This is a genomic window from Clostridium zhoujianii, from assembly GCF_051590805.1.
Taxonomy (GTDB): Bacteria; Bacillota; Clostridia; order Clostridiales; family Clostridiaceae; genus Clostridium.
On record NZ_JBPUTF010000005.1, the window covers coordinates 68,888 to 84,156 of the forward strand.

Annotated in this window: 18 protein-coding genes; 7 read left to right on the forward strand and 11 right to left on the reverse strand. The window is 30.5% G+C overall.

Annotation, left to right across the window (positions count from 1 at the left end):
• The first annotated feature begins 455 nt into the window (after positions 1-455).
• The 5 genes from ACSYT2_RS17125 to ACSYT2_RS17145 all read left to right on the forward strand — a co-directional run bounded on the left by ACSYT2_RS17125 (position 456) and on the right by ACSYT2_RS17145 (position 3,972).
• Complete coding sequence (locus ACSYT2_RS17125) at positions 456-1,562, forward strand: DUF1576 domain-containing protein (protein WP_438385313.1); 1,107 nt, start codon at positions 456-458, stop codon at positions 1,560-1,562.
• On the forward strand, positions 1,563-1,910 hold the full coding sequence (locus tag ACSYT2_RS17130) for a hypothetical protein (RefSeq protein WP_430856955.1): 348 nt from the start codon (positions 1,563-1,565) through the stop codon (positions 1,908-1,910).
• A gap of 115 nt (positions 1,911-2,025) precedes the next feature.
• A complete protein-coding gene (locus tag ACSYT2_RS17135; protein ID WP_438385270.1) occupies positions 2,026-2,349 on the forward strand; it encodes a PadR family transcriptional regulator in 324 nt (107 codons plus the stop codon).
• On the forward strand, positions 2,342-3,001 hold the full coding sequence (locus ACSYT2_RS17140) for a DUF1700 domain-containing protein (RefSeq protein ID WP_430856957.1): 660 nt from the start codon (positions 2,342-2,344) through the stop codon (positions 2,999-3,001). Before ACSYT2_RS17135 ends, ACSYT2_RS17140 begins: the two co-directional genes overlap by 8 nt.
• Positions 3,001-3,972, forward strand: a complete 972-nt coding sequence (locus ACSYT2_RS17145) for a DUF4097 family beta strand repeat-containing protein (RefSeq protein ID WP_438385271.1) — start codon at positions 3,001-3,003, stop codon at positions 3,970-3,972. Before ACSYT2_RS17140 ends, ACSYT2_RS17145 begins: the two co-directional genes overlap by 1 nt.
• A gap of 239 nt (positions 3,973-4,211) precedes the next feature.
• Here ACSYT2_RS17145 and ACSYT2_RS17150 read toward each other — a convergent pair whose 3' ends face one another.
• Together ACSYT2_RS17150 and ACSYT2_RS17155 are read right to left on the reverse strand one after the other, a co-directional pair.
• Positions 4,212-4,673 (reverse strand): hypothetical protein, encoded by a 462-nt coding sequence (locus ACSYT2_RS17150; protein WP_430856959.1) that lies wholly within the window; start codon positions 4,671-4,673, stop codon positions 4,212-4,214.
• 67 nt (positions 4,674-4,740) lie between these two features.
• Positions 4,741-5,424 (reverse strand): peptidoglycan recognition protein family protein, encoded by a 684-nt coding sequence (locus tag ACSYT2_RS17155; RefSeq protein WP_430856960.1) that lies wholly within the window; start codon positions 5,422-5,424, stop codon positions 4,741-4,743.
• Between the two features lie 125 nt (positions 5,425-5,549).
• On the opposite strand from ACSYT2_RS17155, the gene lnt reads away from it, so the two are divergent.
• Positions 5,550-6,737 (forward strand): apolipoprotein N-acyltransferase, encoded by a 1,188-nt coding sequence (gene lnt, locus ACSYT2_RS17160; protein ID WP_438385272.1) that lies wholly within the window; start codon positions 5,550-5,552, stop codon positions 6,735-6,737.
• The gene (locus ACSYT2_RS17165; RefSeq protein WP_438385273.1) at positions 6,707-7,135 is read left to right on the forward strand and encodes a nitrilase-related carbon-nitrogen hydrolase; all 429 of its coding nucleotides are present in this window, start codon (positions 6,707-6,709) and stop codon (positions 7,133-7,135) included. Before lnt ends, ACSYT2_RS17165 begins: the two co-directional genes overlap by 31 nt.
• Before the next feature lie 41 nt (positions 7,136-7,176).
• On the opposite strand, the gene anmK is transcribed toward ACSYT2_RS17165, so the two are convergent.
• From anmK to ACSYT2_RS17210, 9 genes are all read right to left on the reverse strand, one after another.
• Positions 7,177-8,331 carry an anhydro-N-acetylmuramic acid kinase AnmK gene (gene anmK / locus ACSYT2_RS17170; RefSeq protein WP_438385274.1) on the reverse strand — a complete coding sequence of 385 codons (1,155 nt, stop codon included), beginning with the start codon at positions 8,329-8,331 and terminating at the stop codon, positions 7,177-7,179.
• A 9-nt stretch (positions 8,332-8,340) separates the two neighbouring features.
• Positions 8,341-9,252: an N-acetylglucosamine kinase gene (locus tag ACSYT2_RS17175; protein WP_438385275.1), complete on the reverse strand. Its 912-nt coding sequence runs from the start codon at positions 9,250-9,252 to the stop codon at positions 8,341-8,343.
• A gap of 21 nt (positions 9,253-9,273) precedes the next feature.
• On the reverse strand, positions 9,274-10,590 hold the full coding sequence (locus ACSYT2_RS17180) for a 6-phospho-beta-glucosidase (RefSeq protein WP_430856964.1): 1,317 nt from the start codon (positions 10,588-10,590) through the stop codon (positions 9,274-9,276).
• Between the two features lie 145 nt (positions 10,591-10,735).
• Positions 10,736-11,572, reverse strand: a complete 837-nt coding sequence (locus tag ACSYT2_RS17185; RefSeq protein ID WP_430856965.1) for a MurR/RpiR family transcriptional regulator — start codon at positions 11,570-11,572, stop codon at positions 10,736-10,738.
• 62 nt (positions 11,573-11,634) lie between these two features.
• Positions 11,635-12,729: a DUF871 domain-containing protein gene (locus tag ACSYT2_RS17190; RefSeq protein ID WP_438385276.1), complete on the reverse strand. Its 1,095-nt coding sequence runs from the start codon at positions 12,727-12,729 to the stop codon at positions 11,635-11,637.
• A 92-nt stretch (positions 12,730-12,821) separates the two neighbouring features.
• Positions 12,822-14,087 (reverse strand): PTS sugar transporter subunit IIC, encoded by a 1,266-nt coding sequence (locus ACSYT2_RS17195; RefSeq protein ID WP_430856967.1) that lies wholly within the window; start codon positions 14,085-14,087, stop codon positions 12,822-12,824.
• 52 nt (positions 14,088-14,139) lie between these two features.
• Positions 14,140-14,448: a PTS sugar transporter subunit IIB gene (locus ACSYT2_RS17200; RefSeq protein ID WP_430856968.1), complete on the reverse strand. Its 309-nt coding sequence runs from the start codon at positions 14,446-14,448 to the stop codon at positions 14,140-14,142.
• A gap of 126 nt (positions 14,449-14,574) precedes the next feature.
• A complete protein-coding gene (locus ACSYT2_RS17205; RefSeq protein WP_430856969.1) occupies positions 14,575-14,904 on the reverse strand; it encodes a hypothetical protein in 330 nt (109 codons plus the stop codon).
• Positions 14,905-14,946: 42 nt separating this feature from the next.
• Complete coding sequence (locus ACSYT2_RS17210; protein ID WP_430856970.1) at positions 14,947-15,267, reverse strand: PTS lactose/cellobiose transporter subunit IIA; 321 nt, start codon at positions 15,265-15,267, stop codon at positions 14,947-14,949.
• Positions 15,268-15,269 lie beyond the last annotated feature (2 nt).

Here is a 15,269-nt window from a genome sequence, read left to right on the forward strand (position 1 = left end):
TATAAACTTTTATAAAGATAAAAAAAAAGTGAAATTTATCCCTTTGAATAATTACTCAGCTTTATAAAATTATATATTTAATTCAACATATCTTCTAACTGACCATTTTATTGAAAAAACTTAACTACAAATATCATTTTAAATAATATTTGCAGCCACACTTTTATTCTTAATATGTGAATTAATAGTATACACTCTCAAAGAGAAAATTTAAATAATACATATTAAAAATTCTAAAAAAATTTCATTTAATCTTTCCCATTTAAAGGATTAATGGTAAATTATAAATATAAGATTCTTAGGAGGCTACTAATTTGATTTTGTGCAAAAAGAACTTCTACCCCCCCTATATAATTTTACTTTGTATTTATATATTTTTTATTCTATTCAGTCTTTCTATTAGTTCCCTATCAGAAATTTTCTCTGGCTTACAAACTATAATTTCCACTCCTGATATTTTAATTACTGATTATATTGAATTAGGTGGCTTGGGAGCTACCCTTGTTAATTCTGCATTTACAAGTATTATCTGTTTATTGATTTTGGTTAAAAATCGTATAAAGCCAAATGGCTCTACAATTATGGCACTTTTACTAATGACAGGTTTCTCTTTCTTCGGAAAAAACATACTTAACATTTGGCCAATAATGATTGGAGTTTGGCTATTCTCAAAATATCAAAAAGAACCCTTTCTTAACTATACCCTTGTTACTATTCTAGCCACCACACTTGCTCCAACTGTAAGTCAATTAAGCTTCACTGGACATTTTCATCCTATAGTTAGCGCTGCCCTTGGAATATCAATTGGTATTTTCACTGGCTTTATTATCCCTCCAATTGCTTCTCACTGTATTAAATCACATAATGGATATAACCTTTATAATATAGGTTTTGCTGGTGGACTTGTAGCAACTATTATGATGTCAATTTTAAGAGGTTTAGGTATAAACTTTGAAAGTAGATTTATATGGAATACTGGTAGTAATGAATTTCTCTTATTTTTTATCTCAATAATATGTATTTTCTTAATTATAGTTGGATATATTTACGGAAATGACCCTGTAAATGACTTAGTTAAAATTAATAAGGAACCTGGTAGACTTGTTGCTGATTTTTACCTTCGCTATGGTGAATCAATTTATATTAATATTGGGATTCTAGGTTTATGTTCTACATTATTTGTAATTCTAATTGGTGGTGATTTGAATGGCGCAACTCTTAGTGCCATATTCACTATAATGGGCTTTGGATGCTTTGGTAAGAATCTTAGAAATATAACTCCTATAATATTAGGTTCTTTACTTGCTGCTTTAATAAATGTAGATCCTATTAACTCTCCAAATCTTGTACTTTCAATACTATTTAGTACTTGCTTAGCTCCTATAGCAGGAAAATTTGGCTTTCTATATGGAGTTCTAGCTGGCTTCCTACATGTTAATGTAGTTACTAATATAGGATATTTACATGGTGGCCTTAACTTATATAATAATGGTCTTGCTGGTGGTTTTGTTGCTATGGTACTTATTCCATTAATAACAACTTTTAAAAAGGAGAATATTTAGATGAAATTTAAATTGGAAAAAAACTTAAAAATTATAAATGAACTTATTGCTTATTGTTATAAGATTGGTAGCTCTGATGTAAATGTTCATATACAAAGTACAGATAAATCCACAATCTTTAAAGTTTTATCTATAGTTGATAATTTATCTCATACTCTATTAGAGGAATTGACTGAAACTTTAAATACTAAAAGACAACGAGAAGTTGAGCAGTATTATTGGAACCTTGGTGGCGAAAGCGAATTTGATAGCGAACTATCCCTTGTGGGAATGATGATTGATATGGCTAATGTTAGATATGAGTTTAATAAACTAAGTATTGAAATCCTTAGAATTGAGGAATACTAAGGCATATCATTTCTAAATATTTTCTTAAAATAATATTAAATATAAAACACTACCTTGCATTAAACAATACCTTAGCATATAATATACCCATGCATAAAAATAAGGAGGGATACATATGAATATACAGCTAAAAAAAGGTGTCTTAGAGCTATGTGTTTTATCAGTCCTATCTAAAAAGGATTGTTATGGATATGAATTAGTTAGTGAAATCTCTAAGAATATTTCTATTTCAGATGGAACTATTTATCCTATATTAAGAAGACTAACTAATGAAGGGTACTTTACTACTTATTTACAAGAATCACAGGAAGGGCCTCCAAGAAAGTACTATAGACTCACTGAGGTTGGCTATGAAACAAAGAATGAACTTGAGAGAGAATGGTTAGATTTTCAAAACTCAATTAACAATATTATACTAGGAGGTTATAATCATGACTAAAAGTGAATTTTTTAGAATTATTGAAGATGGATTAAATGACTTTCCACCAAGCGAGCTACAAGATATTCTTTATGATTATAGAGAACATTTTGATAATGCTATATCAGTTGGTAAATCAGAAGAAGAAATTATAAATGAACTTGGTGATCCCTACGTTATTGTAAATCAATATAGAAGTGGATACATTCAACGTGTACCAAATGCTGAAAGTAACCATAAAAATGAGGGCTATCAAGAATCTAAGTATACATCAAATAACAGTACTAGTAGTAATCCTCGTAAAACAAATGGCGACACAGCCAATACAGTATTAAAAATCGCAATTATTATAGCTATTGCAATATTATTTGGTCCTGTTGGATTAGCTGGAGTAGCAACTGTTCTTGCTTTGCTTGTTTCATTACTGGCAATACCTTTTAGTCTAAGTGTGAGCGGTATTGCTATGATGTTTGGTAAATTAGGTTTTAATATTTTAGGCTTTGGAGTTCCTTCATTCTTTTCTGATTTTCCTTCAAGCGTAATTGTATTAGTAACTATTGCATCTATTGCAGCTACTATATTAGTTATTATTTTATGTGTTTACTTTATTAAATTCTTATTTCTAATTACTAAAAAAATTATTAATAAGATATCTAACAAGGGGGGAATCTAATGAAAAAATTCATATCAACTAAAATGAAAATTTTTATGGCTCTATTAGCTTCTATCTCTATAGGATGTTATATTGCTGCAGCCATAGTACTTTATAATAGTGATTTTAAACTAGCAAATTACATTGATGAAATAGATGGTCACTTCAATAGAATGGATAATGGATTTAATATGCATATGGGATGGAGAGATTGGAATGATTCTAATTCATTTGGAACAATAGAAAAAGATTTTCCTACTTCCATTGAAAATTTGAATGTAAATTCAAGTTCTGCTGATATAGATATCCAGTTTTATGAGGGCTCTACAATTAAAGTTGATATAAGTGGTAATTTTTATAGCAATTATAGTTATGAAGATGGATTAAGATCATTTGATATTTCAAACAATTTAGTTACAATTGATACTAATGAAGGTAATAGATGTAGTTCTTTAAATGTTAAAATCTATATTCCATCAATCTATAAAGGAAATGTTAATTTAACTACTCAAAGTGGTGATTTAAATATAATTGGCGGTGACTTAGCAAAGATTAATCTATCTACTCATAGTGGAGATATTGATATAAGTAACCTAACATCTCAAGATCTTACTATAAATGCTACAAGTGCTGATATTTATGCTTCTAATACTAATAGTACTAAGTCTAATATTATGACAAGTAGCGGTGATATAGATATAATAGGTTCACTAGGAGATACAAAGGTTGGATCAAGCTCTGGAGAGGTTTCATTATCTCTAAACAGCCTTGGAAAAACTTCAAACTTCTCATCTACCTCTGGTACTATATATCTTAATATCGATAAAACTATTGGATATAACCTATCATTCAGTACTTCTTCAGGAGAATTAAATGGTTTTGGCTCCAATAGAAATTCAGGTAATAGAAATAACCATACCATAACAAATGGTGATGGATCTAATGCAATAACTGTTAGTACAACTAGCGGCGACTTAGAAATTAATAATTAACCCTAGGTATAATATCTTTAGAGGACGCACTAAACTATAGATGTGATCTAACCTATAACAAAGACTCTCATATATCTTTTCAGGTCTACTGGCTCTTCAAGAGGTAGCCTTCAAAGAAATATGAGAGTCCTTGTTCTTATTTTATATAAACTTAAATTGCAGGGTATCTTAATATTAAGTCTATTCTTATACCAACTAAGAAAATAAACTATAGTTAGTTCGTCCTTGGTATAAAATATCTATTTATCTTCGTATTTTACCGCTTTTAGCCTGCTTTTTATTTCTAGTATCTCTTTATCTGATGTTTCTCTATATGTTGTAATCCACAGTCGTTCACCTTTTTTATTAAATACTAGACCGCCATTATTTTTATCATAATATGCCCTAGTCCAATATTCTTCTGAAAATCTGCAACTACATCTAATAACCAATTCTTCATCCTTATCTTTAAACAATTCTATCTTAAAGCAATCTCTTTTTTTTAGATAAGAAAAAAAATCCATAGGCGTAACAGCTAGTACATCTCCACCCAAAAAGTCATCTATAAATAAGCAATTAGATGAATCTGAAAATGATCTTAACTTTTTTAAGTCAGGATTCTTCTCAAATAAATATTCTTTTGAGTATGAATAGAGATATAAGGTATATAGGTCTACTTGCATATCCTCACCACCAGATTTACTATTACTACAATTATACATTAATTTCAATCTAGTTATTAGTGTAAACCTTAACTTTTTATATCTGACTACATTAATATTTCTATAATTAATTAATTTCCTTTAATAGCTCATCTGCTACCCTATTCTTTATATCATCCATTGGGAACTTTTTACCTGGGCATAATGTTTCATATACATCTTTATGACCTATTGAACTTCCTATATTATATTTAATAATCATATCTACAGATAACTTAACTATTGAATTTAATTGCTCTTCTGTTGGCTTTGTTTTCTCGAAGTTACCTTCTAAACATATCCCTATGCTATCCCTATTTCTTCCTATAGCATGAGCTCCCACAGCTCCTTCTGGTCTACCTTTATATATTGATCCATCTTTTCTAATATAATAGTGATACCCTATACCTCCCCATCCATTATCAATATGGGTTTTATTAATCCCCTCTGGTGTATCCTCACTTGAAGCAGTATGATGATATACTAAGTATTTGGGATTATTACCACTTTCAAATTCGCCTGTCCACTTAAAGTCTATTTCTTTTATATTTAAATTACTCTCGTAATCTTCTTGTATTTTCTTCAATTTATTAAAACTATAAGTCCCTCTATTCATATTTTCTAAATAAAGAACATTTTCATTCCTTAGAAATCTTATTGTCAAATATCCAAATATAAGAGCTAGAATAGTTAATCCTAGTATTGTAACAATCCGTCTCCTCTTCATTATAACCCTTTTAGATGGCCTTCTTTGCCTATTAGTCTCCAACATAATGCTACCCCTCTACATAATTATCTCTAATATTATTATACCTGACTCTAAATTATTAAAAACTTAAATATTTATTAAGAGATTTGAAGAATACTATAGTATCCTTACTATTTATGGAGGCTTTAATGAATATATATTTTCTTACAATAACTTCTGGATTTTTAATGGCCTTAAGTCTAACCTTTGACTTTCTATGGCCATTAGCTTGGATTGGATTAACTCCATATTTATATATTGTTTTTAACTATAGTCTATCAAAAAAAGAAAGCTTAAAAGTAGGATTTCTATATGGAACTACATACTACCTGGTTTTGCTACATTGGTTATTCGAACTATATCCATTAGATAACTATGGTTTTAATAAAATCCAAAGTATTCTTTTACTTTTTTCTGGTTGGATTTTTATTAGTATTTATGAAGGTTTATGGTTATCATTAGTTCCTTTAATTTTCTCACGTATAAAGATTAATCCTAAAATAAATATCTTTTCCTTTGGGGCTATATGGATAATAGTTGAATGGGGACAGCAACTAGGATTATTGGGATTTTCTTGGGGAAGATTAGCTATATCTCAGGGGAAGATTCCTCTCTTAATCCAAAGTGCTTCATTATTGGGTAGCTTACTTATATCTTTCTTTATTGTTTCTGTTAATTCATGTATAACCTATATTTTTATTTATAGAAAAAATATATTAAATATTAGAAGTGTATATATTTCTTTATCTTCAATGATAATCTTTAATATCGCTTATGGTTCTTTTAATTTAAATAAGAACTCAGATGCTAGTAAGCTTACATTCGCTATAATCCAAGGAAATATTTCCTCATCTAAAAAATGGACTTCCGACTTAGAAGGAATATTTAAAAAGTATAAAGACTTATCCTATGAGGCTTTAAATAATGCAAAGGGTATATATGATAAAATCGATTTTATTCTTTGGCCTGAAACTGCAATTCCAGTTACCTTAAATAATAATGAAAAAATATTAAAAGAATATAAATTTCTAGCTTCAACTAGCAGTGCTGAGCTTATAGTTGGTGCTTATCATGAAGAAGGTGATAATAGCTATAATTCTATATATAATATTTCTCCTTCTGGTAAACTTTCTGCTCCATATTTTAAAAGACATCTAGTTCCATTTGGTGAATATCTCCCCTTTGAAAATATATTAAGTAAACTTATACCTTCTCTTAAACAGATAAACTTATTTTCTAGTAACCTGACAGCTGGCCATAAGGTTAACCTATTATCTTCTAGTCATGGTAAATTAGGTGGTTTAATATGCTTTTTGAATCAACCTTCCCTCATTTAGCAAGGTGCACAACTATTTCTGGAGCAAGAATCTTATTGTTGGTAACAAATGATTCCTGGTTTAAAGATTCAAAGGCTATAAATCAACACCTAAAGCAAGCTGTTTTAAGAGCTGTAGAAAATAATAGATATGTAATTAGATCTGCTAATACTGGAATATCTGCATGTATAACAAATAAAGGTATAATCCTTAGCAGTATTCCTCCTCTTCAGTCTGGATATATAATTGGGATGGCTGATCTTATAGATGATACTAGCTTTTACCTCTACTTTGGTGACATTATTGTATTTATATCAATTTTCTTTACTTTTTTCTTATACATATATACAAGTAAATCCTACAAATTATTCATTACTGATATCTTTAATAGATATTCCAAAATAAAAAAGAAGAAATAAGGAATTTTATATCAATTCTTATTTCTTCTTAAAATGTAACTTTATATTATATTTCCTCTTGGTGGTAATGTGATATTTCCCAGAATGACACTCTCTTTAGCCCCTGTGGCTGTAGGAACATTAGAACAATTACCATTTATAGTTTCATTACCTAAAATAGCAAAAGCAATGGCTTCCTTAGCATCAGATGAATATCCTAAATCATCTTGAGTAAATACTTTTATATCTTTTAGTCCATTTTGGATTAATTCTACTAATGTCTTATTGTGAGCACCACCGCCACCAATAATAATTTTACTAAGCTTAACCTTTGGAATTATATACCTTTTATAGTTCTCAATAATTGTATTTGCAGTATATGCTGTAAATGTTGCTATAATATCTTCTGGTGACTCTTCTCTATATCTTTCTAATATACTAGAAACAAATTGCTCACCAAAATCTTCCCTACCTGTAGTCTTTGGTGGATACATATTTATATATGGATGCGACATAAGCTCATTCATAATCCTGTCTGATATTTTCCCGCTTCTAGCTATATCACCATTTTTATCATATCCTATTCCAAATAACTGTTGACAAGCTTCATCAATCATCATGTTGCCCGGTCCAGTATCAAAGGCATATATTTCTCTCATATCCTTACTACCTGGGATAACTGTAACATTTCCAATACCACCTATATTTTGTAGAGCTATATTCTCACCCTTACCGCCATATAATATGAATTCACTATATGGAACTAATGGAGCACCTTCACCACCTGCTGCTATATCCATTGTTCTAAAGTTTGAAATCACCTTTACATTATTCTCATAAGCTATAATACTTGGTTCTCCTATTTGTAATGATGAAGGTACATAACCATCTATAGCCTTAGGAATATGGTATATTGTTTGTCCATGAGTTGACACAAACTCTATATTATTTATTGATATATTTGCTTTTTTACATATTTTTTTAACTGCATCACTAAATAAATATCCTAACTTAAAGTTTAGACTACATATTAATGCTGTTGAAGATGATATGTTTAAGCATGCTTCTTTTATCTCATCTTTAATATCTGTCGGTATATCATATGTATCAAAAGCAATTAGCTCAACATTTGTATCTAACCCATAACCAGATATATTAACTAAAGCTGCATCTATCCCATCCAAGGATGTTCCAGACATCAATCCTATACAATACATGTTATCCTCCTATTGGTTGTTTTTATTATACTTTGCCAGTAAGCAAGCACCTATTTCTGGTGAATACTTAGGTTCAACTAGCTCAATTCCCTTATCAATATTTTCTCTTAAAGGCTTCAATATCAATTCCTCCGAATTAAATACTCCACCTATATAAGAGGCAACTACCTTATTATCTCCAAAATCTTTTGCTAAAACATTAATTAATAATGATAGCTCTTTTCCTGCTTGATTAAATATATCTATTGCATTTATATCGCCATCTATAGCTGCTTTTGAACAAATTCTCGCAAATCTTGCTACTTCACCTCTATCTGCTTTTATCTTTTCATTTACATATTTTATTAGGTCATAATCATCTTCTAATTCAAGCTTTTCTCTAAATACATCATATAGTCTACCTTTTGCTACTCTGCCATCAGCTTGTTTGGAGAAATATTCAATTGCCTTTTTCCCTATCCAGTATGCAGAGCCTTCATCACCTATTGTGTAGCCCCAGCCACCAACACGCTTATTTTCACCATTTTTTAAAGAATATCCAATAGAACCTGTACCTGCAATTATTACTATTCCGTCTATTCCTGCTAATGCACCTGCATGTGCTATATGTACATCATTAAAAAGTAAAACCTCTATACCTTTAAATACTCTATCTACAATCCCTTCAATCTTAGGAATTGCACTTTTGACTTTTCCATATCCAGCTAAGCCAAGGCATCCTCTTTTTACATCCCTTTGTTTTACATTTGCCTTCAGTAATAACTCTTTTAGACCTTCATTTAGCAGATTTTCTAATCCGTCAAATCCAACTTGATTAAAATGACAAGTCCCCTTTTCTACTGTAGCTACTATATTTTCTTCCTCATCCATTAATGAAAATCTTGTTTTAGTTCCTCCACCGTCTACTCCTATATAAAACATATATAAAACACCTCAGATATATTATTTATTGAATTGTGGTAAATATGATTTGTTAATTTCTAATAATTCTTCTAATAACTTTTTAGCTATATCGATTGATGGTATTAGTGGATTATTTACAAGTGCTATCAGAGCTCTTTCCTTATTCCCATTTACAGCTGCATCTACAGTTGCTATTTCATATGATTTAACAGAATGAATTAATCCAACAGCATCTTCTACTAATGGTGTTTTTAATGCTAATGAAGTTGCACCTGTATTATCAATTATTGCATTAGTTTCAATAATACAATCATCTGGCAAAGCTTTTATTATTCCATTATTAGGTATGTTTACTGTATGAACTTCTTTTTTATTATTATGTATTGCACTTATTAGAGACACTGCTGCATCTGAATAATATGCTCCACCCCTATTTTCAAGTTCCTTTGGCTTAGTATCTAAATTATCATCTGTATATATTTCAAATAATCTATTTTCTACAGCTTTAACAACCTCTGCTCTTGTTCCTTTTCCATTCTCACTTGCAACTTCCTTTTCTTCTGATACCATATCTTCAGTCATTAAGTAATATCTGTGATAAGGTGATGGTATCATTCCAATAGTTTTTAAATAATCTCTATCCCATGCTATTGCTGGTATATTCTTCATGGAAAGAACCTCTTTATCGGTCATTGCATCAATTACCTTTTGAGTTATATCTTTACCATTTAACCAAACATTCTTTGCCCATACTAAGTGATTTAATCCTACAAACTCTACAAACAACTCTTCTGGTTCTACTCCTAATGCTTTGGCAAAATCCATTTTCATATGAATAGGAACATTACATAATCCTATGCATTTTACGTTTGAATACTTCTTAACTGCTTCTGTTACCATTCCTGATGGATTAGTAAAGTTAATTAACCATGCATCAGGACATACATCTTCAATATCCTTACATATATCCAATACTACTGGTATAGTTCTTAATGCCTTTGCAAATCCTCCTGGACCACAAGTTTCTTGCCCAATTACATTATATTTTAAAGGGAATCTTTCATCTTTAGCTCTTGCTTCAAGTCCCCCAACTCTAAATTGAGTTACAACAAAATCGGACCCTATCAAAGCTTCCTTTCTATTAAGTGAAACAGATATTTTTGTATTTAATCCAGCCTTCTTAACCATTCTTTCAGCTAGCTTTGATACTATTGATACCTTTTCCATTCCCTCTTCTATATCTACTAATACAATCTCTTTTACAGATAATTCATCTTTTCTTATTAAAAATCCATTAATAAGTTCAGGAGTATAGCTACTCCCTCCTCCAATTACAGTAATTTTTAAATCTTTCATAATAAAATCCTCCTACCCTCAATACTATTTTATATATTAATTATACCCCTTTTAAAATATTATTTCAATTATTTAAAATATTTTACGTAATAATATTTCTGAACTTTTGTAAAATAAATCCGCTGTGATATAACAGCGGACCCTATTATTTGAATGTTTTTACAATTTCCCTAGTCTTTAGTATATATTCTTCAGTTTTATCAACGTCGTTCTTAGCAATTCCTAGATATAATAAATCCATTATTAGTAATGCTGTCATTCTTGAAGTTATTGCACCTATTCTAATCTCTTTTTCCTCACTAGGAATATATAAAGGATAATCAACAATTTTGCTTAAAGAGTTATTATTAAACTTTGTAATTCCAATTGTTTTAGCCCCAGCCTCTTTTGCCTTTTTCAAAGCAAGGTTAACCTCTCGAGTTTCCCCACTATAACTGATTCCTATAGCAATATCTTCTGGGCCTATATGTACTGCTGATGCTAATTGGATATGTGCATCTTGTTGATAAATTGCCATTCTCTTAATTCTAGATAACTTATATTGAAAATCTTGAGCTACCAATCCAGATGCTCCAACCCCAAAAAGATATACATTCTTACATCCATTAAGTTGATCTATAGCTCTTTGTAAAATATCATTATTAATTAACTTATATGTTTGTTCCATCGCTTTCATATTTATAGCTTCAGATTTTTTCACCATAGTACCTATAGAGTCGTTCTCTTTTATTATAGTATTAAAATCTTCAACTTCATCATCACCATCTTTAGCAAGCTCTACTTTTAACGCTGTAAAACCTTTGAACCCTACCTTTTTCGAAAATCTCACAACTGCTGCCGCTGAAGTAGATACTCTTTCTGCTAATTCTTGTGCACTTAACATTATTACATCTTGTCTGTTTTCAAGAATATAATTAGCTAACTTTTCTTCTGTTTCTGTAAAACTCCCCATACCTTCCTTGATCTTGTATACACAACTCATAATAATCCCCCCTTCTTGTCAACTATAATTTTAATGATATATAGCCTGCTTTGTCAATTTTCTTACTTAAACTTCTTAAAAGCAAACTTTTGCCATGGTTTGATATAGTCAATCAAGAATATTTCTTCTTCTCTTATTCGTCCAACCACATTTGATTTTCCGCTATTCTTCATATCCCTTACTGCTATTTGAACCTCACCAGCATAATGTCCATATTCACTACTTTCTATAACTATATCTCCTCTTTTTATCATTTCCGGAGCATTAAATACTTTAAATTCATGTCCTTTATATTTAACCCTACTTTGAGTTGATCTAATGATATTATCAGAAAAATCTCCTCTATTGAAATGCATTTCTTCAAATAATATTTTTCTTTCAATATCTGGTGTTTCTTCATTTAATACTATATCAAATGTTACCATATCTTTTCTCATTGTAGATAAACTCTTCAATTCATCATCTGTTGGATAGCAATTAGATATTATTATATCATCTATATTTCCTAAAGCTATTAAATGCTTTGCTTGAACATCAATTGGTAACTCTCTATGAATTTCTAATGTTGGTAACCCATCTGTAACTGGCCATGGTCCAAATGTTCCTTCCTCAGTACTTGTAATAAATGCTGCTGTTCTTAGTCCATACTTTTTAAATCTCTCTATGCATTGCATGAAATGTTCAAAATTTAATCCACTATATCTATGAGGATAGAAATTGTGACATGCAATTAAATTTTCCTTATTTGGCATGTAGTTCATTATAGTATCTATATAATTTGTATTGTTACTCATATTTATTTCTATTTTTAATCCCTGTGGGTTAAAAGTCATTAATGATTCTTCTGATCCTGTATATCCAGCATCTAACCTTAATCCATCCGCCCCTATTTCCTTAAAGAATGTTAAGTCTTTATAACTAATCCCCAATTCATCAAATACTCTTGGACTTACATCAACTATAACTTCAAATCCTCTTTTATGAGCATAATCATTAATACCCTTAAATTTATTAACGATATTTTCCTTTGTATCATTTACTGAAAGTAAGCATGAGAATATTCTACTGAATCCATGCTCGTAAGCTTTATCAATATAATCATATATTTCTTTCTCTGTAGTCTTTTCTACATAAATTGATATTCCTAACTTTCCCATTAAAGTCTCCTCCATATACTATTATTAATTTGAAAATGGACAATTAACAACTGTGCATTTGCCCCATTGTTAATTGTCCATTATAAAATATCTTAAGCTTCCACTTGCTCTTCTTGTAATAACTTATTATCGTACATCTTAACAAATGGATAGTAGATAACTATAGCTATAATTATACATACTATATTTAATACGGAAGCTCTCCAGTCTCCTCCTGTAGCTAAAAATGCTCCTATTGGTCCTGGTAATGTCCATGGTGCTGTAACAACTACTGCGTTAACTAATCCCATTGTTGTTGCAAACCATGCTACTGTTGCAGTAACCATTGGTGCAATAATAAATGGTATTATTAGTGTTGGATTTAAAACTATTGGTGCTCCAAATATTACTGGTTCATTTATGTTAAATATACCTGGTACTAATGTTGCTTTTCCTAAAGTTCTTCCATAAGAAGATTTAGTAATTGTAGCTAATAATATTACTAATCCTATAGTACATCCTGAACCACCTATCCATATAAACCATTGGAAGAAAGGTTCTGCTGCGATTCCTGGTAATGCTTCTCCAGCTGCTTGAGCTGCAGTGTTAGCATCTAATATTTGTAACCATAATGGTCTAGCTAATGATCCTACAATTGATACTCCATGAATACCAAATGACCAGAAGAATGTAACTAATAATACTAGTATAAGAACTGATGGTAATGTATCTGTTGCTGATACTAATGGCGCTACCGCCTTTGATACTGCACTATGCCAGTCAAATCCTAAGAAGTAAGTTATTGAACCTATTAAGAATATAACTATGGCAGTTGGTGTTAATGCTTCAAAGGATCTAGCAACTGATGGTGGAACTTGTTCTGGCATTCTAATTCTAATATTCTTTACTGTAGTAAATCTTAGAACTTCTACAGCGATTATAGAAACTATAATACCAACGAACATTCCGCCTCCACCCATGTTAGCCATAGGCATCATAAATCCGAAACCTTCAATTACTTGAGGTACTAAAGTTAGCATGAATGCCATAGAAGCTAAAACTCCACCGGTAACTCCATCTAACTTATAGGATTTGGCTAAACTATAACCGATACCCCAGGTCGCATACATGGTCATTATATACATTGTCATACGATATGGTAAAAGTATTGTACTAGCATTAGCCTTTAAGTAAGCTGTTATTCCCCAGCTTTCTGGTAATGGTGGAAATGCAATAATCAGGAAAAATGATCCTACAATAATAAGTGGTAATGTTGCAATAATACCGTCACGAACTGCACGTAAGTGTCTTTGTTCGGCTAACTTAGCCATTGGCGTTGAAAGTTTTTCATCTAAAAATTTAGTAAACTTATCTAACATTTTTTTCCCCCTCGTTTATTATTTATATATTAAGATATAATGACTAGCTGTTTTACCCTTCCATTGTTTCCTTAACTTGTTTTAATAACTTAGGCCCACCTAATGGACTATAAGCCTGTGGTTGAATTAGGGCACATGGAACATTTGCTTCTGCAGCAAACTCCTTTAGATATTCAAAACGATGTCTAATTTGTGGAGCTACCATCGCTACATCATATCCTGCCTTAACTTCTGTTTCAAACTCTTGAGTGCTAACTGCTAACACTTCCATATCTATACCATTCTTTTCTGCTTCTTTTTTAAGTGCATTTACTGCTATAGCACTTGACATACCTTGTGAACAAACAAATAATACCTTCATAAATTCTTCCTCCTAAACGTTTTCTTTTAATGTAAATTTTTTATTACTATATTTTTATAATACACCTTTTTCTTAACTTTTGCAATAATATTTCATATAATTATGTTAATTATATGAAATATTATTTTAAATATATGTCTGTAGATACATCCAAAAGAATGATATCACTCCAAAAGCAACTCCAAATCCTGCGTAAGTATTCCAGAATTTTTTACAAAAACCTCTTTTAGTTTCTACAAAGAATCTTGTATAGGATAATGCAAATCCTAAAATCAATGCATTACCTATAACTATAGATATATTTCTATCTATTCCAATAAAGCCCAATATAAAGGGAACAAATAAACTTGATATAGTTCCTGCTAAAATAATAATCATAGCACTCTTCACACTAAACATTGGAATATCATAATCAGTCTTAGCTACCAACTTTTTTTTATTAATCACTTTTGCCATAAATTGATGCCCCCTTTGATTATTACATTTTCTAATAATTTTCTACTTATTGTCCAGTCTCTTATATAACCTTATCATGCATTCAATTAATGTCTTTGCTTCAATAGCAGTCATTAAATGATCTTGTGCATGAACAAATAATACTGACACCTCAGTTTTATCCCCTGCAGCTTCTGCTTGAATAATACTTGTTTGAATATGGTGTGCCTCTAAAAGTTCTTTATCAGCTTCCTTTAATAATCTATCTGCTTCTTCAAAGTCTCCCTTTTCAGCAGCTTGTAATGCCTCATAAGCCATTCCCTTTGCTGTTCCACCATGACTGATAATTTCAAAAATAATTACATCCATATCTAATTTAGCCATTT

Excerpts from the sequence above, each read along its gene's own strand:
- ACSYT2_RS17155 (WP_430856960.1), bottom strand. The coding sequence starts at position 5,424 with ATGTTGGAGACTAATAGGCAAAGAAGGCCATCTAAAAGGGTTATAATG.
- ACSYT2_RS17200 (WP_430856968.1), bottom strand. The coding sequence starts at position 14,448 with ATGAAGGTATTATTTGTTTGTTCACAAGGTATGTCAAGTGCTATAGCA.
- ACSYT2_RS17150 (WP_430856959.1), bottom strand. The coding sequence starts at position 4,673 with ATGTATAATTGTAGTAATAGTAAATCTGGTGGTGAGGATATGCAAGTA.
- ACSYT2_RS17180 (WP_430856964.1), bottom strand. The coding sequence starts at position 10,590 with ATGAAAGATTTAAAAATTACTGTAATTGGAGGAGGGAGTAGCTATACT.
- anmK (WP_438385274.1), bottom strand. The coding sequence starts at position 8,331 with ATGTATTGTATAGGATTGATGTCTGGAACATCCTTGGATGGGATAGAT.
- ACSYT2_RS17165 (WP_438385273.1), top strand. The coding sequence starts at position 6,707 with ATGCTTTTTGAATCAACCTTCCCTCATTTAGCAAGGTGCACAACTATT.
- ACSYT2_RS17130 (WP_430856955.1), top strand. The coding sequence starts at position 1,563 with ATGAAATTTAAATTGGAAAAAAACTTAAAAATTATAAATGAACTTATT.
- ACSYT2_RS17175 (WP_438385275.1), bottom strand. The coding sequence starts at position 9,252 with ATGTTTTATATAGGAGTAGACGGTGGAGGAACTAAAACAAGATTTTCA.
- ACSYT2_RS17205 (WP_430856969.1), bottom strand. The coding sequence starts at position 14,904 with ATGGCAAAAGTGATTAATAAAAAAAAGTTGGTAGCTAAGACTGATTAT.
- lnt (WP_438385272.1), top strand. The coding sequence starts at position 5,550 with ATGAATATATATTTTCTTACAATAACTTCTGGATTTTTAATGGCCTTA.
- ACSYT2_RS17210 (WP_430856970.1), bottom strand. The coding sequence starts at position 15,267 with ATGGCTAAATTAGATATGGATGTAATTATTTTTGAAATTATCAGTCAT.
- ACSYT2_RS17190 (WP_438385276.1), bottom strand. The coding sequence starts at position 12,729 with ATGGGAAAGTTAGGAATATCAATTTATGTAGAAAAGACTACAGAGAAA.
- ACSYT2_RS17195 (WP_430856967.1), bottom strand. The coding sequence starts at position 14,087 with ATGTTAGATAAGTTTACTAAATTTTTAGATGAAAAACTTTCAACGCCA.
- ACSYT2_RS17145 (WP_438385271.1), top strand. The coding sequence starts at position 3,001 with ATGAAAAAATTCATATCAACTAAAATGAAAATTTTTATGGCTCTATTA.
- ACSYT2_RS17185 (WP_430856965.1), bottom strand. The coding sequence starts at position 11,572 with ATGAGTTGTGTATACAAGATCAAGGAAGGTATGGGGAGTTTTACAGAA.
- ACSYT2_RS17135 (WP_438385270.1), top strand. The coding sequence starts at position 2,026 with ATGAATATACAGCTAAAAAAAGGTGTCTTAGAGCTATGTGTTTTATCA.
- ACSYT2_RS17140 (WP_430856957.1), top strand. The coding sequence starts at position 2,342 with ATGACTAAAAGTGAATTTTTTAGAATTATTGAAGATGGATTAAATGAC.